This window comes from Thermosynechococcus sp. M3746_W2019_013 (assembly GCF_015296045.1).
In the GTDB taxonomy this organism is placed as follows: Bacteria; Cyanobacteriota; Cyanobacteriia; order Thermosynechococcales; family Thermosynechococcaceae; genus Thermosynechococcus.
This window is the reverse complement of the sequence record NZ_DVDW01000055.1, coordinates 42,011-63,527: the sequence shown is the minus strand read 5'-3', so window position 1 is coordinate 63,527 and position 21,517 is coordinate 42,011. Positions and strand designations below refer to the sequence as shown.

At 53.0% G+C, this 21,517-nt stretch carries 18 protein-coding genes; 5 read left to right on the top strand and 13 right to left on the bottom strand.

Translation table 11 applies throughout. From position 1 onward, the window contains the following. Positions 1-58: 58 nt before the first annotated feature. The gene (locus IGQ16_RS10235; protein WP_297061398.1) at positions 59-3,070 is read right to left on the bottom strand and encodes an SMC family ATPase; all 3,012 of its coding nucleotides are present in this window, start codon (positions 3,068-3,070) and stop codon (positions 59-61) included. A 987-nt stretch (positions 3,071-4,057) separates the two neighbouring features. Between IGQ16_RS10235 and IGQ16_RS10230 the strand changes: the two genes are divergently transcribed. Then, positions 4,058-4,459 (top strand): AbrB family transcriptional regulator, encoded by a 402-nt coding sequence (locus IGQ16_RS10230; protein WP_024125183.1) that lies wholly within the window; start codon positions 4,058-4,060, stop codon positions 4,457-4,459. A gap of 24 nt (positions 4,460-4,483) precedes the next feature. Here IGQ16_RS10230 and IGQ16_RS10225 read toward each other — a convergent pair whose 3' ends face one another. The 8 genes from IGQ16_RS10225 to IGQ16_RS10190 form a co-directional block, all read right to left on the bottom strand. Then, entirely contained in the window at positions 4,484-8,128 is a 3,645-nt protein-coding gene (locus IGQ16_RS10225) for a hydantoinase B/oxoprolinase family protein (RefSeq protein WP_297061395.1), read from the bottom strand. A gap of 42 nt (positions 8,129-8,170) precedes the next feature. Next, positions 8,171-10,861, bottom strand: coding sequence for a cyanophycin synthetase (gene cphA / locus IGQ16_RS10220; RefSeq protein ID WP_297061393.1), 2,691 nt, complete (start codon positions 10,859-10,861; stop codon positions 8,171-8,173). A gap of 93 nt (positions 10,862-10,954) precedes the next feature. Next, positions 10,955-11,821, bottom strand: a complete 867-nt coding sequence (locus tag IGQ16_RS10215) for a cyanophycinase (protein ID WP_024125180.1) — start codon at positions 11,819-11,821, stop codon at positions 10,955-10,957. A gap of 158 nt (positions 11,822-11,979) precedes the next feature. Further along, complete coding sequence (locus IGQ16_RS10210) at positions 11,980-12,255, bottom strand: Uma2 family endonuclease (RefSeq protein WP_297061392.1); 276 nt, start codon at positions 12,253-12,255, stop codon at positions 11,980-11,982. Between the two features lie 183 nt (positions 12,256-12,438). Next, the gene (gene pstB / locus IGQ16_RS10205; protein WP_024125178.1) at positions 12,439-13,248 is read right to left on the bottom strand and encodes a phosphate ABC transporter ATP-binding protein PstB; all 810 of its coding nucleotides are present in this window, start codon (positions 13,246-13,248) and stop codon (positions 12,439-12,441) included. Further along, a complete protein-coding gene (gene pstA / locus IGQ16_RS10200) occupies positions 13,242-14,171 on the bottom strand; it encodes a phosphate ABC transporter permease PstA (protein ID WP_297061390.1) in 930 nt (309 codons plus the stop codon). Before pstA ends, pstB begins: the two co-directional genes overlap by 7 nt. Next, positions 14,172-15,185, bottom strand: a complete 1,014-nt coding sequence (gene pstC / locus IGQ16_RS10195) for a phosphate ABC transporter permease subunit PstC (RefSeq protein ID WP_297061388.1) — start codon at positions 15,183-15,185, stop codon at positions 14,172-14,174. It lies immediately after the preceding gene. A gap of 72 nt (positions 15,186-15,257) precedes the next feature. Next, positions 15,258-16,268 (bottom strand): PstS family phosphate ABC transporter substrate-binding protein, encoded by a 1,011-nt coding sequence (locus tag IGQ16_RS10190; RefSeq protein ID WP_297061385.1) that lies wholly within the window; start codon positions 16,266-16,268, stop codon positions 15,258-15,260. A gap of 298 nt (positions 16,269-16,566) precedes the next feature. Here IGQ16_RS10190 and IGQ16_RS10185 point away from each other — a divergent pair, with 298 nt between their 5' ends. Beyond that, positions 16,567-17,454, top strand: a complete 888-nt coding sequence (locus IGQ16_RS10185) for an alpha/beta hydrolase (RefSeq protein WP_297061383.1) — start codon at positions 16,567-16,569, stop codon at positions 17,452-17,454. Here IGQ16_RS10185 and IGQ16_RS10180 read toward each other — a convergent pair. From IGQ16_RS10180 to IGQ16_RS10170, 3 genes are read right to left on the bottom strand one after another with little or no spacing between them, the layout of a single operon-like run. Continuing rightward, positions 17,451-18,245, bottom strand: coding sequence for a YdcF family protein (locus IGQ16_RS10180; protein ID WP_297061380.1), 795 nt, complete (start codon positions 18,243-18,245; stop codon positions 17,451-17,453). The genes IGQ16_RS10185 and IGQ16_RS10180 overlap by 4 nt on opposite strands. Before the next feature lie 4 nt (positions 18,246-18,249). After that, entirely contained in the window at positions 18,250-18,981 is a 732-nt protein-coding gene (locus tag IGQ16_RS10175) for a photosystem II S4 domain protein (RefSeq protein WP_297061378.1), read from the bottom strand. Further along, the gene (locus tag IGQ16_RS10170) at positions 18,982-19,380 is read right to left on the bottom strand and encodes a hypothetical protein (RefSeq protein WP_024125172.1); all 399 of its coding nucleotides are present in this window, start codon (positions 19,378-19,380) and stop codon (positions 18,982-18,984) included. It lies immediately after the preceding gene. 65 nt (positions 19,381-19,445) lie between these two features. Between IGQ16_RS10170 and rpmI the strand changes: the two genes are divergently transcribed. Genes rpmI through lgt form a run of 3 tightly spaced genes read left to right on the top strand, consistent with a single transcriptional unit; the run spans position 19,446 to position 20,864 of the window. Next, the gene (rpmI, locus tag IGQ16_RS10165; RefSeq protein ID WP_024125171.1) at positions 19,446-19,643 is read left to right on the top strand and encodes a 50S ribosomal protein L35; all 198 of its coding nucleotides are present in this window, start codon (positions 19,446-19,448) and stop codon (positions 19,641-19,643) included. Between the two features lie 49 nt (positions 19,644-19,692). Beyond that, complete coding sequence (gene rplT / locus IGQ16_RS10160; RefSeq protein ID WP_024125170.1) at positions 19,693-20,043, top strand: 50S ribosomal protein L20; 351 nt, start codon at positions 19,693-19,695, stop codon at positions 20,041-20,043. Between the two features lie 14 nt (positions 20,044-20,057). Further along, positions 20,058-20,864, top strand: coding sequence for a prolipoprotein diacylglyceryl transferase (gene lgt / locus IGQ16_RS10155; RefSeq protein ID WP_024125169.1), 807 nt, complete (start codon positions 20,058-20,060; stop codon positions 20,862-20,864). On the opposite strand, the gene IGQ16_RS10150 is transcribed toward lgt, so the two are convergent. Beyond that, positions 20,861-21,451: a chromophore lyase CpcT/CpeT gene (locus tag IGQ16_RS10150; protein ID WP_024125168.1), complete on the bottom strand. Its 591-nt coding sequence runs from the start codon at positions 21,449-21,451 to the stop codon at positions 20,861-20,863. The two genes, lgt and IGQ16_RS10150, sit on opposite strands and share 4 nt — an antisense overlap. Positions 21,452-21,517: the final 66 nt, after the last annotated feature.

Genomic DNA, 21,517 nt, shown 5'->3' with positions numbered 1-21,517 from the left:
GCAAAGTGATTCTTTCTGAGCCTACTCTACTATTTTGGCGAAAAGACCAACGACGGGCTTAAGTGATGATGCTCAGTTGGGAGGCTCCGGCTACTTTGGTGACCTCAATGCGGGTTTGAAAGGCTTCCTTGAGGGCAGGAACATGGGTAATGGCGAGAATGCAGTGAAATTCGGGGGCGATCGCGTTCAAGGCGGCAATCAGCCGTTCACAACCCTGGGCATCTTGGGTACCGAATCCCTCATCAATAATCAGAAACTGGACATCACTCCCCGATCGCTGGGCCAAGAGTCGGGCTAAGGCTAAGCGCAAAGCAAAATTGATGCGAAAAGCTTCACCCCCCGAATAGCTTTCGTAGGGACGGGTCCCTTGGCAATCGGCAATGAGAATATCAAGGGTTTCAATGGGCTTGGTGTCGGCTCCACTGCGACGGCGGCTGCGCTGGGTAATGAACTGCACATGGAGTTGGTGGTTGCTGAGGCGACCGAGGATATGATTGGTTTCTGCCTCTAGATGGGGCAAGACGGTTTCAATAAGCAGGGCGGGAATACCATTTTTGCCTAAGGCTTGGGCTAGCTCGCAGTAGAGGCGGTATTGATGACGGAGGTGGGCAAGGGTTTGCTGTCCCTGTTCGTATTCTTGTCTGAGGCGATGGAGTTGCTCTAATTCGGCGCTGAGTTTGCCATGCTGGGCAAGGTTGGCCTCGAGGGTCTGCTGTTGCTTGAGGAGGTGCTGTTGCTGTTGATGGAGATCGGCGGCCAGGCGGCTAGCGGCGCGAGCGGTTTCTTCAAGGGTGGCGAGTTTGTCAGTGATGTGTTGCAATTGTGCCTGTTGTTGCTGCAGCGTTTCCGCTAGGTGCTCGAGGTCTTGGCGGAGTTGGGGTTGGCGCGATCGCCCCCGTTGCAGGGCCTCATAGGCCTCATAGTCCGTTGCGAGGGCAGCCAGTTGGGCCTGAATTTGGGTATGGCGCTCTGGATTGTAGGCTAAGGTGGCCAATTGCTGGTCAATCCTTGCCAAGGTCTGGGCAAGAGGGGAAGTGGTTTCAAGGGCATTGAGCTGCCGTTGCAGTTCCTCCTGTTGGGCCATCAGGTTTGGCAGTTGCTGCTGAATCTGCTGGTATTGCCGTTGGGCTTGGCGGAGTTCCTGTTCCTTGGCTTCGGCCCAACGCCATTTTTCCACTTCGCCGCGGGCGATCGCCAGATTTTTCTCGTCATAGTTCAGGCGTGCCAGTTCCGCCTCAATCGCTTGCAGTTCCCCAAGGCTTTCCTGATGGCCGTTCCTGAGCTGTTCCTCAACCTGCTGAATTTCCCCGGCTAGGCGATCCAGTTGCGGTTCTAAATCTTGGGTGCTCTGGAGTTGCTGCTGGAGTTGCCCCCGCTGCTCAAACAGTTGCGTCAGTTGTGAGATCTCATAGCCCACCGTTAGATATTCCCGCCGTAAAACTTGAATTTCGCGCTCGGTAACTGCCAGTTGCTCGCGGATGACCCACACCTGATTCAGCAGTTCCTCTTTTTCGGCGACATGGCGTTGCCGGACAGCCTGGTAGTGCTCGCGATCGAGGGGACGTTGACACAGGGGGCAAATGGCTCCCGGTTGATTCAGTAGTTCCAAGCGCTGCTCCAGTTGATTCATTTGCCGCTCATACTCCCGCTGGCGGGCTTGCAGTTGTTCGAGGAAGCGGCGGCGCTCCAGTCCCTTTTCTCGCACATGGTCTTGATAGATACGCTGTTTTTCAAGGGTTGCAATCTGTGCTGTAATCAGGGTCACTGCCTCTTGGAGAGCGGGTTGCCGCTCTATCTGTTGATGGAGATGCTGCCACAACTGCTGCAATTCATCGCGCCGGCTGCGGAGGCGTTGTTCCTGCTGTTGCCGTTCCAGTTCGAGGCGCTGTTTGGCTTGCAGGAGCGGAAAGACTTTTTGTTGCAGCTCTTCTTGGGCTTGGAGGTGAGCGCGCGCTCGCTGTAGCTGTTCAAAAGCAGCAATAATCTGATTTTCTTGCTTGAGCAACTTTTCCAACTGCTGGCATTGTTCCAGCAGAAATTGCTGCTGGCTCTCCAATCCATGGAGGGTGCGCAGAAGGTCTTGCCGCTGTTGGTCGAGGCTATGCTGGTGGCGATCGCGCTCTTGGCGCAGCTGTTGATACTTACTAAAACACTGCTGCAATTGCGCTTCGGCGGTTTTCAGGCTCTCCCATTGCCTGACGGCGGCTTCCAATAGGGGGGCACGGGCTTCCAAATCCGCAATAGCGGCCTGTTCTTGGCGAAGGGTCTGGCACTGGTGCTCCAGGTGGGCGATCGCTGCCGCAAGCGTATCGCGCTGCTGTTGCAAGTGTTCATAGTCCCGCTGTTGGAGTTGATGGATATGGTAGGCGGCCTGTTGCTCTTGGAGTCGTTGTTGGCACTGCTGTACCTGCTGCCGTTGCTGTTGGATCTGCTGGCGCACCGCTGCCTGTTGGGTACGCAGGCGGGGCTCCTGGGCCAATTCATCCGCGAGGGTCTGGAGTCGCTGCTCCAGAACACTGATTTGGGCTTTGTAGTCACGGGCGCGATCCCGCGCCGCCTCCGCTAGGGTCTCGTATTGATCCAAGCCCAAAAGGCTGGCCAGCAGTTGCTTGCGCTCACTGGGGCGCTTGGCCATAAATTCATCGGCACGTCCTTGGCGCAAATAGGCGCTGTTGACGAAGGTGGCGTAGTCAAGGCGAAGAATTTGAATGATTTTTTCCTGGGTCGCTCGTAGCGATCGCCCCGTTAGCGAGGTATAGCCCAGCGCCGTTTGAATCTGCAACTCCAAAACCGTCTGTTGCTGCCGTCGCCGCAACCGTACCACCCGATAAGTCTGCCCTTGGACGCTAAACTCAAACGTCACCTGGGCTTCCATTTCGCCGTAGTAGATCACATCATCCTCACGGCTAGCGCGGCTTTGCCCCCAGAGTGCCCAAGCGATCGCCTCAAGGAGCGAAGACTTGCCCGCCCCATTGGCACCACAAATACAGGCCAGATGTAACCCCGCAAAGGAAAGAGTGGCTTGGCGATAGCTGAGGAAGTTGCGCAATACCAGTTGACGTGGAATCATAGGGCACCACACCCTTGACACAGTTTAGGGCATTCTGTGGGGAAGAATGCGCCACTCCTGAGAGTCTGTCTAAAATATCTGCCTAAAATACTTACGATCAATAAGAGGAGCAATAAGATCATGATCACGCCCACCTTAACCCACTCCAACCCCCCCATCGGTGCAATTTGCAGTGCAGGAGGATCACCGTTTACTAGAACTTGGGCTTCTAAGTGAAGATGATCCCATTGAATTCATGGGCGGAAACTGCTCCAAATGACAGCCAAGGAAACAGCTCACGACAGCTATCTTTGGCAACTGCTGCGAATCTTACCGAAGAGAGTGGCCGATCGCGCCCCGCTTCAGCGCCACTCATCTATTACGATTGCCTTTAGCCTATCCCACTCCTGCAGACACACTTCTTGGCATACTTCTTGGCATAGAAGTGGTGGATTTGAGTTCCCTTCTGAGTGTTGGAGTTCTTCAGCAATATTGAGGATTGCCTTTACTTTAACAACTTGTGGACGAAAGTCACCCTCCGGCTTTTCCGCCCCACACTGAAGCGACCGTGGTTTGCATATTCAAGTCTTGCAAAAAGTGCTGTAAGTTTTATTAGAGTCGCTTGCTAAAGTGTGGAGCATGTACTTTCGTTGTCTTAAATGTGGGATATCTCAACGGCAATCGAATCCTTTTTCATCATTGCTTTTGTAGTGTTGAGCCTGTGCCACACCTGCGAAAAGGGCTGTCAGAGGGGTAAAGGACTTCTTTACACTGGCCCTCACATTTTTTGAGCCTCTTCTGTGGCTGTGAAATGGGCTGTCAATGTAACTCCTCCAAAGGAAATGTAAAACCCCGACTCAAGGGCGATCGCAACTTGAATTCTGAAAAAAATTATGGTTTGCTAAAGATAGACACTCATTCATTACGACTTCGCTGTCACGCTTTGGCAATCTTTGATCGAATCGCCAATGAATAGACAGTACTTGATCATTGAAAAGGTAGGTTAAAATGGGACGCAAACCAGTAGAACCCTTGACAGGTGCTGCTTTATTAGAAAAGTACAAACAACTGGAACATCTCAGCCACGAAGAAAAAGCAAAGGCCTGTGGCTACTACACCGTGACCAAAACCGGCAAGGAGCGGATCAGCAAACTGAAGTTTAATAAGGCACTTCTTGAAGCCTTGGGCGTAAATCTTGACAGTAGGTCAGGCCGCGGTGGCAGCCGAGGGGGGCGCAGTGCCAGTTATCGAATTACGGTACAAGCCAATGGCAATTTGCTCATTGGTGCAGCCTATACCAAGCAAATGAATCTCAAACCGGGGGATGAATTTGAAATTACCCTTGGCCGGAAGCACATTCACTTAAAACAAGTAAGCAGCAACGGTCAACCCACCGATGACGAAGATTAACTTGATTGATATATATTGATATATCTAATCTGAGAGATGAGGTACCCCAAAGCCACCACCGCCGGGGGTACAAATCCGCAGGCGATCGCCCGCCGCGACAGTAATGGTGGCCGTTCCGGGCAAAGGAGAGGGGGGGGCGCCAGGTTTCAGCCATTGATTTTCACCCACTGCCCCACATTTACCCCCAAACAGTCCAAAAGGGGGGATTTTCCGCGATTGGCTGAGGAGGCTGACGGTCATAGGTTCACGAAACTCAAGGACGCGAATGGCCCCATCGCCGCCTGATTGCTGTCCCTTGCCACCACTGCCCCGGCGACGGCAAAACTCCCAAACAATCACGGGGTAGCGGCTTTCCAGCACTTCCACATCAGTGAGCCGAGAGTTGGTCATGTGGGTTTGCACAGTACTGGCTCCGGCAAAGGTGGCTCCTGCCCCAGCGCCGCCACAGATGGTTTCGTAGTATTGATAGCGATCGCTCCCAAAGCTAAGGTTGTTCATCGTTCCCTGGGCCGCCGCCATAATACCGAGGGCACCGTAGAGGGCATTGGCCAGAGTTTGTGAAGTTTCCACATTCCCAGCCACCACCGCCGCCGGAAACGTTGGGTTTAATAGACAGCCTTCTGGCACCCGCAGCTCAATGGGCCGCAGACAGCCGGCATTGAGGGGAATATCCTCCTGCACCAGTGTCCGCAGGACGTACAGGACTGCTGCCTTAGTAATGGCGAGGGGGGCATTGAAGTTATCGTGGGTTTGCTTGGAGGTTCCCGCAAAATCTAGGCAAGCTATACCTTGAGTGGTATCAATTGTGATTTGCACCTGAATTTGGCTGCCGTTGTCCATGGCAACGCAAAAGCGGCCCCCTGGGAGCGATCGCAGGCATTGGCGCACACATTCAGCGGCATTGGCCTGGCTAAATTCCATATAGGCAGCGACTACCGCGCGACCATAGCGATCGCACAGCGCAATCAGTTCTTGGGCTCCTCGCTGGTTAGCGGCAATTTGCGCTTGCAAATCGGCGATATTCTGTTCAGGATAGCGGGCTGGCCAAGGCCCTTGGGTTAATAGCTGATAAATGGCCTCCCCTTGAAACTCCCCACCATCTACCAGCAGTACATTGTCAAAGAGAATCCCCTCTTGGCGGACATCGGTACTATTGGCAGGCATTGACCCAGGACTGATGCCCCCAATGTCAGCATGGTGCCCCCGCGAAGCGACAAAGAAAGCAGGGTGTGCTTCCCCCTTCAGAAACACCGGCGTAATCACAGTAATATCCGGCAGGTGGGTACCACCGCGATAGGGATTATTCGTGGCAAAAACCTGACCCGCACGGAGGGCATTGTTTTTCTCTGCCAAGAGTGCCTTGACACTTTCGCTCATTGACCCCAGATGCACAGGGATATGGGGAGCATTGGCCACGAGGTTACCGGCGCCATCAAAGAGAGCACAGGAAAAATCCAACCGTTCTTTGATATTCACCGAGGCACTGGTCTGCTGGAGTGTGACCCCCATTTGCTCAGCAATAGCGCGAAACAGCTGCTGAAAAATGCCCAACTGTACGGGATCGGCAACCGTAGGAGCAATCTGCTTTGGTGTTGCCGCTAAGGCCTGGAGAGGACGCAGCCACAGCCCCCCTTGCTCATCCACTTTGGCCTGCCAGCCCGCCTCAACCACGTTGGTGCCCGTCGTATCTAAGATCAGGGCCACCCCTGCAATGACCTGATGGGCCGGCAGGCGATCGCGCGCATAGACTGGCGCTTGGTGCCATTGGCCTTTGCTGTAAACTGGTACATGGTCAAGGGGAATGAGTTCGCCAGTAGCTGCAGGTACGGTGACGCTTGGCATCGCCTGCAGGGCAACAGCCTCAACAGCAATTTGACCCACCCGCAGCGATCGCCCCCGTAAATTGAACCCATAGCGATCGCAATGGGCTTGGGCAAAGGACGCTGCCATGGTTTCTTGATCTGACCAAGGCACCCACAGCGTTGTATCGGTGCCGATATACCCTAGGCCAATGCGCACTTGACTTTGAATTTGCGAGGGATCAACCCCTTGGGCAGCGAGTTCAGCCACCACTTGAGCCTTGAGGCGCTCAATTTGTCCCTGGAGTTCAGCAAACCCATCGGGGATCAAAGGTTGTTCAATCGTCTGCTCCTTGAGCACCCGCAACTCCGCCTGACCGATGCCGTAGGCCGAGAGCACCCCCGCGTAGGGGTGAATATAAACTTGGGCCATTCCCAGGGCTTCAGCAATTAAACAGGCATGTTGCCCCCCTGCACCGCCAAAAGAGCAGAGGGTGTACTCGCGCACATCATGCCCCTGCTCCAGGGAAATTTTCTTAATTGCCTGTGCCATTGTATTCACGGCCACCTCAATAAAACCAGCGGCCACATCGGCGACACTGCGGGCATCCCCCGTGCTCTCGTAGATTTCTTGGCGCAGTTGAGCAAATCGCTGTTCGACCGTCTTGCGATCCAAAGGCTGTTGACCATCGGCCCCAAAGACAGCAGGGAAATAGGCGGGCTGAATTTTCCCCAAGAGGAGATTGGCATCGGTAATCGTCAGGGGGCCACCCCGACGATAGGCCGCTGGTCCGGGATTGGCACCCGCAGACTCTGGCCCCACTTGGTAGCGACCCTGATCAAACCGCAAAATGGAGCCCCCACCGGCTGCCACCGTATGCACTGCCAGGAGGGGCGATCGCAACCGCACACCGGCAATCGTGGTTTCCTGCCACCGCTCATACTCTGGCCAAGGGGCATCAGAATTGTGACGATAGTGGCAGACATCGGTGGAGGTGCCCCCCATATCTAAACCAATCAGCCGCTCAATCCCTGCAGCTAAGGCGGTACGCACCACCCCCACCATCCCCCCCGCCGGGCCTGACAGCAGACTATCCTTACCGCGAAAGCAGGAAGCCGCCACGACACCGCCATTCGACTGCATACAGTAAAGGGGAATCTCCCCTAGCTCCGCCTGCACCCCCTGAAGATAGCGACCCAGTACCGGCGACAAATAGGCATCGACAACCGTCGTATCACCGCGGCTCACCAGCTTAATGAGGCCACTCACCTCATGGGAAACGGACACTTGGGTAAAGCCCATTTCCCTTGCCAAGGCGGCCACCTGTTGCTCATGGTCAGGGTAACGGTAGCCATGGACGAAGACAATGGCACAACTGCGGATACCTTGGTTATAAACCGCTGCCAGTTGTGGTTTCAGCGCCGCCAAATCAAGGGGGACGAGAATTTCCCCTTGGGCACTGACCCGCTCTTTAACTTCAATAACCTTGGTGTAAAGAGGCGGCGGTTGCTCAATTCCTAGGGCAAAGAGATCGGGGCGGTTTTGGTAGCCAATGGCTAGCGCATCCCCAAAGCCTTGGGTGATAAGGAGAACCGTTGGCTCGCCTTTGCGCTCCAAAAGAGCATTGGTGGCCACCGTTGTCCCCAGTTTCACAATTTCAACGGCTTCACTGGGAATGGGGGCATCCCCTGCCAACCCCATGAGGGTACGAATTCCCGCTACCGCCGCATCGCGATACTGCTCTGGATTCTCTGAGAGCAGCTTGTGTACCACTATGTGGCCATCGGGACGGCGGGCGACGATATCCGTGAACGTGCCGCCGCGATCGATCCAAAATTGCCATTTACCTTGGATCTGATGACTGCTCATTGAGGGTGATACTATCAGCGTTGCCAGCGGTAGAGAAACTCCCTAATGAGAGATGGAGGGGTTGAGATCACCACTGGTGGGCATTCCCTCACTGTGAAAGCCATTGGTCGTTTCCCCTTGGAGTCGTTGCTGATGCTGGCGAATCAGTTGAATCGTGCGGCTCACTTCCGCTGGAAAGATCACCACTAAGGATCCTTTGGGAGCCCGATCAAGGGCAAATTGAATCGCTGCCACCTCGTCATGGATGATATCGTATTGCCGCTGGACACTGTGGTGATGTACCCCCCGCTCAATCCAATAGGCGGCATCGCCACGGGGCCGGCCACGGGTATCATCATCTTCCTTAATGATGATCCAATCAAAAATTTTCGCCGAGAGTTCCCCCAGTTGTTCCAAGTCTTGATCGCGGCGATCGCCCGGTCCTCCAATGACACCAATGCGCTGCCCCGGCCATTTTTGGACAAATTCACCAATGGCCTCATACCCTGCTGGATTGTGGGCATAATCCACCAAGACACTAAATTGCCCCAAATCAAAGAGGTTCATCCGACCGGGGGTTTGCTCCACCGAGCTTCGGAACGTGGTCAAGGCAGCGCGAATATGCTCAATACTGATGCCTTGGGCAAAGGCGGCTAGACTGGCAGCGAGGGCATTGGCAATCATAAAGCCCGCTCGAGCCCCAAGGGTAATGGGCACATTTTCTGCCTGCTCAATCCGCAGCGTCCAGTCCCCTTTCAAAATTGAGAGATAGCCATTTTCATAAACAGCGGCGAGTCCCCCCTGCTGGATATGCTGCCGAATGATTGGATTGTGGGGATTCATCGAGAAATAGGCCACTTGCGCTTTGACTTGGCGTGCCATTCCCGCCACTAGGGGGTCATCGGCATTCAAAACAGCGTAGCCATTTGGCCAGGCGGATTCCACCACCACTGCCTTTAAGTCCGCCAATTGCTCAACGGTGTCAATATCGCCAAGGCCAAGGTGGTCGGCCTGCACATTGAGCACCACCCCGACATCACAGTGGTCAAAGCCCAAGCCGGAGCGGAGAATACCGCCTCGCGCCGTTTCGAGGACGGCAATCTCAACGGTGGGGTCCTGCAGGATTAGTTGAGCACTTTGGGGGCCTGTGGTGTCTCCTTTTTCCACCAGATAATCCCCAATATAGATGCCATCTGTGGTGGTGTAGCCAACGGTTTGCCCCGTTTGTTTGCAGATATGGGCAATGAGACGGGTGGTGGTGGTTTTACCATTGGTGCCCGTAATGGCAAAGATCGGGATGCGGCAAGGCGTTCCCGGTGGAAAGAGCATATTCAACACTGGTTCAGCAACATTGCGGGCAATCCCTTGGCTGGGGTTCGTGTGCATGCGAAAGCCGGGAGCGGCATTGACTTCCACAATCACACCGCCAACTTTAGGCAGGGGCTGACTAATATCGGGGCTGACAACGTCAATACCGGCAATATCCAGACCAATAATCCGAGCGGCCCGCTGGCAAATCCAAACATTTTCCGGGTGAATTTCATCGGTGCGATCAACGGCAATGCCACCGGTACTCAGGTTCGCCGTGGCCCGTAGATAACAAATTTCCCCCGGTTGCAAGACCGTATTCAGGGTATAGCCCTGTTTTTCCAGGAGTGTCCAAGTGTCGTGGTTGACCTCAATGCGGGTGAGGATATTATCGTGACCGTCTCCCCGCTGCGGGTCTTGGTTTGTTTGCTCAATGAGTTCTTCAATGGTAGAGCGGCCGTCGCCAATGACATGGGCGGGCACCCGTTCAGCAGCAGCGACCACTTTGCCATTGACCACTAGAACCCGGAAGTCGCGACCCGCATGATAGCGTTCCACAATGACTGATTTGGAGATGCTGCTGGCAATTTCAAAGGCTTCTTCAGCGTCTTCTAGGGTGTTGATGTCAATCGTAATCCCCCGACCGTGGTTGCCGTTGAGGGGCTTAATGACAATAGGGTAGCCACCGATCTCCTCAATGGCTTCGGGGAGGTCTTCAATGTAGCGGACCACGGTTCCCTTTGGCACGGGAATTCCCGCATCCTGAAGCAGTCGCTTTGCCCCTTCTTTGTCCCCTGCAAGTTCAACTGCCAAGATGCTACTGCGATCGCTCAACGTGGCTTGTATCCGATGACTGCGGGCACCATAGCCCAATTGAATAATCGAGCGACTGCTCAACTCAAACCAAGGGATATTGCGGGCTTCGGCTTCGCGGACAATCGCTTCCGTACTCGGGCCAAGGGAGGCCTTTGCTTTCAACTGCCGGAGATCGGCGAGATCCTGATCCAGTTCTCGCTGGGGATAGGTGCCCGTATCGATAATGCTTTGGCACAGTCGCACGGCTGCTCGGCCGGCATAGCGGCCTGCTTCTTCCACTTGGTATTCGTAGACTACTTGATACACCCCCGGCGTTGAGGTCTCCCGTGTGCGGCCAAAACCAACGGCCATCCCTGCCAGTTCTTGGAGTTCGAGGGCGACATGTTCGACCACATGACCCAGATAGGTGCCTTCTCGTAGGCGGGTGAGAAAGCCCCCGGCGTGGCCAAGGGAGCAAAAATGATTGTAAAGACTGGGTAAAACCCGCACCAACCCGTCCACAAACCCGGGAATCTGGTTGGAGGGGGTATTGGCCACCTCTTCTAGATCTAAACGCATGACAATCAGCTTATGACGCCGAATGCTCCAGTAATTGGGACCCCGCAGCGTTTGTAATTTCAGAATCTTCATAGAAGAGTGGCTTTTTTAAGGACAACTTACCATTTTTAGTTTTGAGGGGAGTGACGCAATAAGCTGTATCTTAAGCAACACTTTCCCAAAAACTTAGTTTAGGGGAGGCAAAATGCACTTATGCTGCACTTGATGGGTGCGGAGATCGTAGCAGTCACCATCACTAAGAATATGTAGGCGCAAGTTGTAGATACTCAGAGGTTCGTTGACATCCACATGGGCGTAGTTCGTGTAGCTGACATCCCGAGGATCAACAATAGTGACAGAGCCACGACCAAGAACCCGCAGCGTACCATCGGCTTCAAACATGGCACAAGTATCTTCATCAATGCCAACACCTAGCTTGTCGGGATAAGCAGAAATGGCGCTAATCAGGCGCGCCAAACGATTGCGGTTGTGGAAGTGCTGATCCACTAAAATATCGGGAAGAATACCCAAGCCTGTGGCCAAATCTACTAGGGAGCGGTTTGGGGCTTCATTGCTGCCCCCACTGGCAATCATGCACTCACCCATGACAGCGGCACCGGCACTGGTACCCCCAAGGATGGATTTGCCTTCCCAGACTTGATGGCGCAATTGGTACAGGAGGCGGGTTTCATCCAGCAGCGCCGACAAACGCAGTTGATCGCCTCCAGACATAAAGATTCCAGTACAGCGACTCAAGCGAGTCAGCATCTCTTCCTGTTCAGCATCGGCGCGATCGCCTACCAATAGAACGTCCACTTCCCGCACGCCAATATCGCGGAAAATATCGTGGTAGAGCCGCCCCATGGCATCGGGTTCACGGGAAGCAGAGGGAATAACACCAATGACGGCATCTAGGCCGCCAGCCCGTTGACAAAAAGTGGTGAGAATTTGTCGCCCACGTACTTTGTCCTCCGCTCCCCCGATCGCCATCACTAAACCTTTGTGACCAGAATGTTGATTGGTCGTTTTGGAAATGGGGTCTAATTGCAACATAGGGCTACGGTGAATAAAACGTTCAATCGGCAGACAGACAGAATTCCTGGGTTTGGCAAGGGCGATGCCAATACGCCACTATTGACACGGGGATTCTATACAGCATAATGCCAGATTAGGGAAAATTTTTAAGTTTCGATCCAGATTTCTACAAACGCTTAATGTTCAGGAGTGGCCATTCCCTGTTGTAGTCCCCGCAAGACAGTACCCAACTCATGGACAAGTAATGCCTCAGGGGCAAGCCAAAGTCCGGGGAAGTGGCGGCTGCCGATAATCCCCTCAGTATCAGCAGGGAGTGACGGGTATTCCCCTGCTTCTAAGCAAAACCAGTGAATCTGGCGATCGCGGGGACACCAGAGGAGGTATGCCTGAACACCATTGCGGCGGTTCCCCCTGAGCTGATCAGGGCGGTTGTAGGCAGCACTGGCAACCACCAGTTGCGGTGCGCCCTGGATATAACCCTCCTCACTCGTGCAGCAGTTGACCCCAGCGGTGCCAACATCCCTGCGCCCCTAGAGCGAGAAGGAATAACCATTAGCCCTAGGACGGCCATCCATGGGCAATCCCACGTCCCCCTTAGACCCCCTTCTTAAGCAGACTTGCAGTGGCCCAGGGAATCAACCGAAACGACCATTGACGTAATCGGCGGTCTTCTGCTCCACGGGCTTCGTAAAAATAGACATGGTGTCGTTGTACTCCACCAGCTCGCCGAGGTACATAAAGGCGGTGAACTGGGAAATGCGAATGGCCTGCTGCATATTGTGGGTCACAATCAAAATAGTGACTTGATCCTTCAGCTCCGTAATCAGGTTCTCAATACTGACTGTTGCAATTGGATCCAAAGCAGAAGTGGGCTCATCAAAGAGAATCAGCTCCGGATTAGTAGCAAGAGCACGGGCAATACAGAGCCGCTGCTGCTGTCCTCCCGAAAGAGAAGTACCCGGCTCTTTGAGGCGATCTTTAACTTCATCCCAGAGGGCAGCATTGCGGAGCGATCGCTCCACTACCTCATCAAGAACAGCGCGGTTAGTGATGCCACGGATGCGCAGGCCGTAGGCAACATTCTCGTAAATAGACTTAGGGAAAGGGTTTGGCTTTTGGAAGACCATGCCAATCTGCATGCGCACTTCAATGGGATCCATCTCCAAGAGGTTACGCGGGTTTTCATCCCCTAGCCAGATTTCCCCTTCGTAGCGATTACCAGGATACAGATCATGCATGCGGTTGAAGCAGCGCAGCAATGTTGTCTTGCCACAACCGGAAGGGCCGATCAAAGCTGTTACTTGCTTTTCATAAACCGACAGGTTGATATTCTTCAGTGCTTGGTTGCTCTTGTAGTAGAAGTTCAGATTCCGCACTTCAGCCAGCTTTTTTAAGGACTGCTTCGTTGGCGGAACTCCCTGTCCTGAATCTGTTGGTTTTACCATTTGATGCTCTTCCTAAAACGATAACGAAGATAAATAGCTGCCGCGTTGACACCCAAGGTCAAAACAAGCAGCACAATCCCTGCCGCCGCTGCATTTACCTGAAACTCTTCTTGCGGGCGTGACACCCAGTTAAACATTTGAATTGGCAACACGGTAAAGGGTGACCAGAGCCATTTGAACGAAATATAGGGAAACTCCCCCTTTAATGGCGCTTCCGGCAAAAACGTGATAAAGGTTAACGCACCAATGGTTACTAGTGGAGCCGTTTCTCCCAAGGCTCGCGACACCCCCACAATCACACCAGTGAGAATCCCACCCATTGAGTAGGGCAAGATATGATCGGCAATGGTTTGCCAACGGCTGGCTCCCACAGCATAGGCGCCCTCACGAATACCTTGGGGAATCGCGCGAATCGCTTCCCGTGTGGCGACAATGATCACCGGTAAAATCAACAAGGCTAGGGTACAGCCAGCGGTAAGAATACTCTCACCCCACTTGAGAATATAAACAAAAAACCCTAGAGCCAACAGGCCATAAATGATGGAAGGAACACCGGCCAAATTAGTGATATTGATTTCAATGAAATCAAGAATCCAATTCTTCGGCGCGTACTCCTCAAGGTAGATACCGGCTGCCACTCCCAGTGGTACAGCAACCGTAATTGTAACTAGAATAACCAGTAAGCTACCTACCCATGCCGTTAAAATGCCTGCTTCAGCCGCATCTCCACTAGGAGGTGACATGAAAAACCTCCAGTTCAGGAGTGGAGCTCCCCGTAGGAGCAAATCTCCCACTAGGAGTACCAGTGTCAGTAGGGCAATGAAGACAGAAAAGAAGCCCAAGAAAATAAAAAACTTTTCCCAGCGCGTTCGTACCTCTATAGAGGCTCGAATTGCCAGCGGATTCCGTAATATGTCAATCATTTAGTACACCTCCCGATAGCGGCGGCTGATAAAGTAACCGGCCACATTCATGAGGAATGTCACCAAAAAGAGCATGATGCCTGCTGCAAAAATAGATTGGTACTCCAAGGAACCATGGGGCAGGTCTCCAAGACTCGCCGAGACAATATAGGCCGTTGTTGTTGCTGCCCCTTCAAGGGGATTGAAGGTAAATTTAGGCTGCAAACCAGCAGCTACAGCAACAATCATTGTTTCCCCGACCGCCCGTGCTAAACCCAAGATGTAGGCGGCAATTAAACCTGAGGTTGCCGCAGGTAATAGTACCCGCAAAGCTGTTTGTAGGCGAGTTGCCCCCATAGCATAAGAACCTTCCCGTAGGTGTGAAGGAATAGCTTGCAGGGCATCCTCAGACATACTCATAATATAGGGAATGACCATCAAACCAACCACAATGCCAGCGCCCAGCATATTAAATCCGGGTAGCTCGTAGTATTCCCATGGTTCCTTCCCGGGTGCATACCATTGCTGTACACCCAAAATGATTTTCTGGAGCAATGGCGTAACAAATAGGAGGGCAAAATAGCCATAGACCACTGTGGGTACAGCAGCCAATAGTTCCAAAATCGGCTTCAGAATTTCTCGCACCTTTGCCGGAGCAAACTCACTCAGATAAATTGCACCAATCGTGCCAAATGGGATCGCAACAAAGCTGGCAATAGTACAGGTCGTAATTGTTGCCGATAGCAGTGCCCACACCCCAATGCTGACCGGCTCAATTAAAGGGGACCACTCTGTGGTTGTTAAAAATTCTGCAAGGGCACCTATTAGGGACTCCTGATGCACCGCCATCACTTTCTGGAAAAAGATGACAGTTTCACTAAAAAGAATGTAGATGATGATGGCGGTGATCATCACCGATGAAAATGCCGCCACAAAGAGGCCAGACCCAATAATGCGCTCTAACCAGATACGTTTTTGTCGAGCACTTGCCGAAATGGGCAGTTCAATGCGCGGGGCCAGGGGTTGATCGACCATAGGTAGGATTCTGCTACACAAAATCAATTGGGGAAAGGCGCCAAAGTTTGGCTTCCTTCCCCCTATCTTAGACTACTCCTTGGCCTCTAGACTCAGTAACTCATTGATGGTGAGACCAACTGCCTCTTTACCGCCAAAAATGGTGCCAATGCGATTCTTGCTAAAGTTGGCAAGAATTTTTTTATAGGCACTAGCGGGAAGAGGAACATACTTAACTTTCTTGACCATCGCAGGAGCGTTGTTCAGGTAGTAGGTGACAAATTTTTTCACCTCAGGACGTTGTGCAGCTTTAGCGTTGACATAGATAAAGATGGGTCGGGAGAGTGGCTGATAGGTACCGTTAACTACTGTTTTTTCAGAGGGCATCACCGGACCTTTGCCGTTGTCAATGGCCACTGGCTTCAGCTTGTTTTTGTTTTCTGCGTAGTAAGCATAGCCGAAGTAGCCGAGGGCTCCCCGCTCGCGGGATACCCCTTGGACAAGAACATTATCATCCTCGCTGGCAGTGTAATCCTTGCGGCTAGCTTTTGCTTTACCGTTGATGGCCTCAGTGAAGTAGTCAAAGGTACCGGAATCTGCTCCTGCACCAAAGAGTTTTAGAGGAAGATTCGGAAACTCTTTGCGCACTTGGTTCCAGTTGTTGATTGTAGAGCCTGGTTCCCAAATCTTTTTCAGTTCAGCAACAGTCAGGCTTTTCGCCCAAGTATTTTGGGGGTTCACAACTACGGTGAGGGCATCATAGGCAACTGGCAGCTCAATGTACCGGACGCCAGCTGCTTTGCAGGCCTCCATTTCCTTGGCCAAAATGGGGCGGGAGGCATTGGAGATGTCGGTTTCACCGCGGCAAAACTTTTTGAAGCCGCCACCGGTACCGGAGATGCCTACAGTAACACGAATTTTGCCCCCTTCAGCTTTTTGAAAAGCTTCGGCAACTGCTTCAGTGACAGGGTAGACTGTGCTGGAGCCATCGATACGAATCGTGGGGGCTTCTTGGGACAAGGTAGGGGGTATTAGGCTAGCGGAAAGGGCCGCCACAGCGGCAAATATCCCCAGAGGGGCATAGCGTTTTGCAGATGTCAACATGGTACTGTTTCCTAGCGGAGTAAACAACCCTTTACGGTGTACAGTAGCTTCGGGGTGGCGGTTACCCACACGTTTCCAAGTGGTAAGCCGCTACGATGTCCCCATCGCCAGCATAGTCAAACATTTACGGGATGGAGTTAAGAGAAGGTAAAAGTCTGTTTAAAATACCACTGCATATTGGGGATCAACCCTGTTGTTCACGCAGGCCACTTATCTGCTGGGTTCAGTGTTAGACGTTAACTCTGGGCTACGGAAACATTGAAGAAACACTGAAGAAACTATTGAAGGATTGTTTGCAATGCCGTCATTCATCTCTAAAATCTATCAGTGGCAGGGCTTTTCCTGCGCCTATCGCTTCAGTTCTCAAGCAGGAGGCTCCCCCATTCTCTTTATCCATCCCGTGGGGGTGGGGCTTTCTGGGCAGTTTTGGGAGCGCTGTGTCAGCTATTGGCAATCTCAAGGGGCAAGTTATTCATTTTATATTCCTGATTTGCTGGGCTGTGGCCAGAGTGATTTGCCCCATTGCGCCTACTATCCGGAAGATTGGGCAGCTCAGTTACATTTCTTCATTACATCTGAGATCTGCCAACCAGTGATCCTTGTTGTTCAAGGGGCATTGTTTCCCGTAGCGATGGAGCTAGTACATCTTAATCCTCAAGTAGTAAGAGCACTGATCCTCAGTGGCCCACCTGCCCCTGCTTTGGTGTCTGAAAATACTGACCCTAGGTGGCAGAAGGTACGTTGGAATCTTTTTGACTCGCCATTGGGTCGCGTCTTCTATCGCTATGCGCGTCAGAAAAGTTTTCTGCGTCGGTTTTCAATCAATCAACTGTTTGCTAAGGGGGAGGATGTGGATGACGAATGGCTCAGGATGCTGGCGGTGGGGGCTGCTGATCTTGAGAGTCGCCATGCAGTGTACTCTTTCCTCGCGGGTTTTTGGCGGCGGGATTACCGTCAGAAAATGCGGGATATTCGTCAACCGGTGCTTGTGGTGATGGGGGATCAGGCTTCCAGTATCAGTCGCGATGGTGGGGCTGAATCACCTGCAGAACGCCTAGAGTTTTATGCCAAGACATTTCCCAATGTGCAAGGGGAGGTAATTCCGGGGCGCAATGTCCTGCCCTATGAGTCAGCCCCTGCCTTTGTGGAGGTGTGTCAGGCGTTTCTGCGTGCCCAAGCCCTCTAAAGCCAACCGCGCAGCCTATAAATGAGAAGACCTTGATATTCCCGCAGGGCAATAGTGGTGATGTCCACGTTGTAGGGATTGGGGATCAGGCTGAGGAACAGGTTTTGCCAGCTGGGCGATCGCGCGATCGAGGGGTAGCGATAGTCTGTGGGTGCTGGAATGATGTTCATCCCCAAACGATGAAAAATGGCGACGGCGCGGGGCATGTGGTAGGCGGATGTCACCAGCAGTAGCTCTCCCTGAATGGAATGTTTTTCAAGAAGGGCTTTGACGTTCACGGCATTTTCATAGGTATTTAGGGAGGTGGTGTCCAGCAGAATCTTGTCCATTGGCACGCCGCAGGTGGTGGCAATTTCCGCCATATCTGTCGCCTCGCCCCGCTGAAAGGGTTCGCTGAGCCAGTCAATGCGGCCACCACTAAGGATGAGGTGGGGGGCATAGCCTTGGCGAAAGAGGTGGGCACCGTAGAGAATGCGATCGCCTTTTTCTGTGACTTCGATCCAAGGGCGCGGGGCGCTTTGGGGAACAACAGCACCACCGAGAACAACGATGGCTGCAGCTTTGGGCATCGGATCAGGGGGTAAATAATACTGCCGCTCTAGGGAAGCAATAAGAGCGGCTGCCACATAGTCATTCCCGCTCAAGAGTAAAATACCTAGGGCAATGACCAGGGCGATCGCTGCCTGTTTGGGGGCACGCCAAAAGCGCACAATGGCAAAAACTAGCGCCCAACAGGCCAAAGACAATGGATACAGCAGCGGTGGCAGCAATTTCGATAGCAGTAGATCCATCGCTTTAGCGAATCCGCTCCATCTGAATGCGGTAGCGCTCCTTCTTGGTGACTTGAATGGCTTGAATCTGCAATCGCCCTTTGCCGCGAATGGCAATGAGGTCATTGACCTTAAGGAGATGCCGCGGTTGCTGCACCATTTGCCAATTGACCCGCACTAGCCCTTGGCTAATCCACTCGCTCATCTTACTGCGGGAAACCCCAAATCCGGCTGAGGCCACGGCATCCAAGCGCAATGATGCTTCGACGGTACTGAGGGATTTCCGTTGGGGGGGCGCTACGGCCAGTTCTGACCAGTCACAGAGATCAACAGTCACCGGTACTGTGCGCACTTGTTTTAACTCTTTTTGTAGGGTGGAGACTTTCTCAGGGATGAGAATGACCTGTGCTCCCCGTTCTCCCAGGAGAATGACATCCCCATAATCCCCTTCTTCGAGACCCCCATTGGCGATCGCTTGCTCAAAATCACTGTAGGTAGCCGCATCAAAGAGAAAGTTGCCGGTGATTCGCACCAAAGCCAGGGGAGGCTGTTGCTCCTCAAGACGAAGTTCAATGGGGGCGATCGCCAGCCGACAGCGCTCCGCTTGAGGATACCCTCCCCAGGCTAGGCCATGGACATCGGCTCGTTGCTCAAGGGTGCCTAGTACCTCCACCACCCGATCTGGGGGCAAAAAGGGGGTATGCACCACCGACCAGATTTTAATGGCTGTGTCAAGGGCGGTTCCTAGGTCAAACATTTAGGCCTCGAGAAATTGCGGCAGTTCCAGCCATTGGGCTAAGTAGGCTTTCACCTGTTGGCAAAATTGGGGGCGATCGCCAAATTTTTCAGTGCGGATGGTTTTGCGCTGTGCATCCAATGTCCAGCCGTAGTCACTGCTGAGGCGGATTTTCCCCTGCCAGTCGGCAATCGAAAGGATTAATTGCGGTGCCGGACTATTGTCAACCCCCTTGACCCGAAAGACATAGTTAAAGGTGTTTTGCTTGGCAGCAGCCACAGTCGAGGCCTGACCAAACCGCTCTTGCAAGCGCGATCGCACCCGCTCCACAAATGCCGCATCGCCCAAATCTTCGAGGGTACGCATGGCCAGTGTAAGGGCAAAATAAAACTCTTCGACAGGAATAAACTCCAGTTCCATGCAGCTTGCCAAGACTCTCTTCAAAATAGTACACTAGTAAGCTGTGTCTAAAATAGGGCAAAGCTATGCCAAAGCTAAAAACACGTCGCGCTGCTGCTAAACGATTTCGGACGACGGGCAGTGGTAAGTTTGTCCGCCGCAAGGCCAACAAAAATCACTTACTCGAACACAAGGGGAGCGATCGCAAGAATCGTCTTTCCCATAAAGCCCTGGTCGATCCACGGGATATTGAGCGAGTATCGCTGATGCTGCCCTACGCTTAATTTATCAATTTTCAGTTTTTCAGTTTTTGATTAAGGGTGAAGTTGAACTATGGCAAGGGTCAAGCGGGGTAACGTTGCCCGCAAACGGCGTAAAAAAATTCTCAAGCTCGCCAAGGGCTATCGGGCGGGGCACTCGAAGCTCTTCCGCACGGCAAATCAGGTGGTCATGAAGGCACTGTGCAATGCCTATCGCGATCGCCGGCGGCGCAAACGCGACTTTCGGCGGCTCTGGATTGCCCGCATTAACGCTGCTGCGCGTCAACATGGCATGAGCTACAGTCAACTCATGGGTGCCCTGAAAAAAGCAGACATTCAACTGAATCGCAAGATGCTGGCTCAATTGGCTGTCCTGGATGCCGATGCCTTTGCCACTGTCATTCAGACTGCTCGCGCCGTTTAGAACTTGCCCTAGGCATGATCGCCACTTTCCAATCCCCCGGTGCCACCCTTGAGCTAGGGTTTATCACCCTTCGGTGGTACGGGTTATTGATTGCTGTCGCTGTTTTTATTGGCCTCTGGCTGAGTCAGCGCTTGGCACGCCAGCGGCAGATTGACCCTGATCAGATTGCGGATCTATCCATTTGGCTTGTGGTTGCAGCTATTCCCGCTGCACGACTCTATTACGTCGCCTTTAACTGGGGCTTTTATCAAAAACATCTAGATCAAGTGCTTCAAATATGGAAAGGCGGCATTGCCATTCACGGCGCCATTCTCGGTGGCATGGTGGCGATGGCTATCTTTACCTATGTGCAGCGGCTTTCCTTTTGGCAAGTGGCGGACGTGGTTGCCCCTTCATTGGTTTTGGGACAGGCCATTGGTCGCTGGGGTAATTTTTTCAACTCTGAGGCCTTTGGTGCCCCCACTGATTTGCCGTGGAAACTCTATATCCCTGCGCCGCAGCGTCCTCCTCAGCTAATCAACGAAGCCTATTACCACCCCACGTTTCTCTATGAGTCTCTTTGGAATTTGGGGGTTTTTCTGCTCCTGCTGTGGCTCTTTCGTCAACCTCGCTATCAAAAGCCGGGGACGCTTCTGATGGTCTATGCCATCGCCTACAGCTTGGGTCGCTTTTGGATTGAAGGGCTGCGCATGGATAGCCTGATGCTGGGCCCTCTGCGAATTGCTCAAGTGGTCAGCTTGGTAGCGATCGCCCTAGGAGCTTGGGGACTCTTTCGCCTGTATTATCAAGGCAAGCCGTTGCCAGATTGGCAAGCCACCTAGGCAATAATTTCATCGGCAAAGCTCTGCCAGCGGACAAAGTGAAAGGGGCCGGCTACGGATCCCCAAACGTGCTCATCGGTTTCGGGATCCCGTCCGCGATCGTGGCTAATGAAGCGATCGCCGTCAATTTCAAACGTGCTATCGAGATAGGTTTCCCGTCCCTTACGCACGACTTTACAGGCTTTGCCCGGCTCCACTTCACCGCGAAAACTATGCCCTGTCCAGTAGGTGAGCATATTGCAGCCACAGAGGAGTTCAAGATCATCGGCTCGCATGGCCTGAAGCCGCTGGCGATCGCGAGCTGCCCCAAAGAAGCGTTTTTCATCCTTGAGTACATAATTTTTAATGACAATGTGATCATTGGCGGGCACTAGTTCCAAAACCCGTGTGCGGTAGGGGACGCCTAGGAGATAGTCATAGGCCTGTTCCACATAAAGGGCAATACCCTCCAGAACACCACTGGGAAGGGGACGCATACACACCCGAATATGGGCATAGAAGGGAGGATTCTCAAAGGCTTGCGCTTGGTTACTAAAATCCGCCGCCATCCAACGGCCAAGCGTCAACACATCGGTTGCGTGGGTCATGCTCCACAATTGCTTTACAACAGTCCTTTTTTCACACTAGCGGATTGAGGTACCTTCTTTATCCCC

Bases quoted from the DNA above. Each gene is read 5' to 3' on its own strand.
- IGQ16_RS10235 (WP_297061398.1), bottom strand. From the start codon at position 3,070: ATGATTCCACGTCAACTGGTATTGCGCAACTTCCTCAGCTATCGCCAA.
- IGQ16_RS10230 (WP_024125183.1), top strand. From the start codon at position 4,058: ATGGGACGCAAACCAGTAGAACCCTTGACAGGTGCTGCTTTATTAGAA.
- IGQ16_RS10225 (WP_297061395.1), bottom strand. From the start codon at position 8,128: ATGAGCAGTCATCAGATCCAAGGTAAATGGCAATTTTGGATCGATCGC.
- cphA (WP_297061393.1), bottom strand. From the start codon at position 10,861: ATGAAGATTCTGAAATTACAAACGCTGCGGGGTCCCAATTACTGGAGC.
- IGQ16_RS10215 (WP_024125180.1), bottom strand. From the start codon at position 11,821: ATGTTGCAATTAGACCCCATTTCCAAAACGACCAATCAACATTCTGGT.
- pstB (WP_024125178.1), bottom strand. From the start codon at position 13,248: ATGGTAAAACCAACAGATTCAGGACAGGGAGTTCCGCCAACGAAGCAG.
- pstA (WP_297061390.1), bottom strand. From the start codon at position 14,171: ATGATTGACATATTACGGAATCCGCTGGCAATTCGAGCCTCTATAGAG.
- pstC (WP_297061388.1), bottom strand. From the start codon at position 15,185: ATGGTCGATCAACCCCTGGCCCCGCGCATTGAACTGCCCATTTCGGCA.
- IGQ16_RS10190 (WP_297061385.1), bottom strand. From the start codon at position 16,268: ATGTTGACATCTGCAAAACGCTATGCCCCTCTGGGGATATTTGCCGCT.
- IGQ16_RS10185 (WP_297061383.1), top strand. From the start codon at position 16,567: ATGCCGTCATTCATCTCTAAAATCTATCAGTGGCAGGGCTTTTCCTGC.
- IGQ16_RS10180 (WP_297061380.1), bottom strand. From the start codon at position 18,245: ATGGATCTACTGCTATCGAAATTGCTGCCACCGCTGCTGTATCCATTG.
- IGQ16_RS10175 (WP_297061378.1), bottom strand. From the start codon at position 18,981: ATGTTTGACCTAGGAACCGCCCTTGACACAGCCATTAAAATCTGGTCG.
- IGQ16_RS10170 (WP_024125172.1), bottom strand. From the start codon at position 19,380: ATGGAACTGGAGTTTATTCCTGTCGAAGAGTTTTATTTTGCCCTTACA.
- rpmI (WP_024125171.1), top strand. From the start codon at position 19,446: ATGCCAAAGCTAAAAACACGTCGCGCTGCTGCTAAACGATTTCGGACG.
- rplT (WP_024125170.1), top strand. From the start codon at position 19,693: ATGGCAAGGGTCAAGCGGGGTAACGTTGCCCGCAAACGGCGTAAAAAA.
- lgt (WP_024125169.1), top strand. From the start codon at position 20,058: ATGATCGCCACTTTCCAATCCCCCGGTGCCACCCTTGAGCTAGGGTTT.
- IGQ16_RS10150 (WP_024125168.1), bottom strand. From the start codon at position 21,451: ATGACCCACGCAACCGATGTGTTGACGCTTGGCCGTTGGATGGCGGCG.